Below are 245 nucleotides of genomic sequence, written 5' to 3'. Positions count from 1 at the left end.
GCGGACAACTCCACCACCTCAAGCACCGTGGTCGGTGCTCTCTCCGCTCACGTGACCACCGACGTCGCCGGTTGCCTTCCTGCCTGGTTCGATGTCACCGCCGTGACAAGCAACAGCCCGGTGGCTGCGAACTCCACCGGAACCTCTGTGGGCTCCGGTGTGCTGAAGTTTATCGACAGCACCACCGTCAACCAGGACGCCTGCAAGTCCGCCGTCGTGACAGTCAACGTCGGTAGTCTCTAGAC

1 protein-coding gene is annotated in these 245 nt (G+C 62.4%); it reads left to right on the top strand.

The annotated features are described in order from the left end of the window. On the top strand, positions 1–243 hold a 243-nt coding region (locus SB772_RS44460; RefSeq protein ID WP_410839083.1), incomplete at its 5' end, for a hypothetical protein. Positions 244–245 lie beyond the last annotated feature (2 nt).

It is taken from the genome of Paraburkholderia sp. SIMBA_030 (genome assembly GCF_046535245.1).
Lineage (GTDB): Bacteria > Pseudomonadota > Gammaproteobacteria > Burkholderiales > Burkholderiaceae > Paraburkholderia.
Note: the sequence above shows the minus strand (reverse complement) of the source record. Positions and strands in the feature narration are given on the sequence as shown.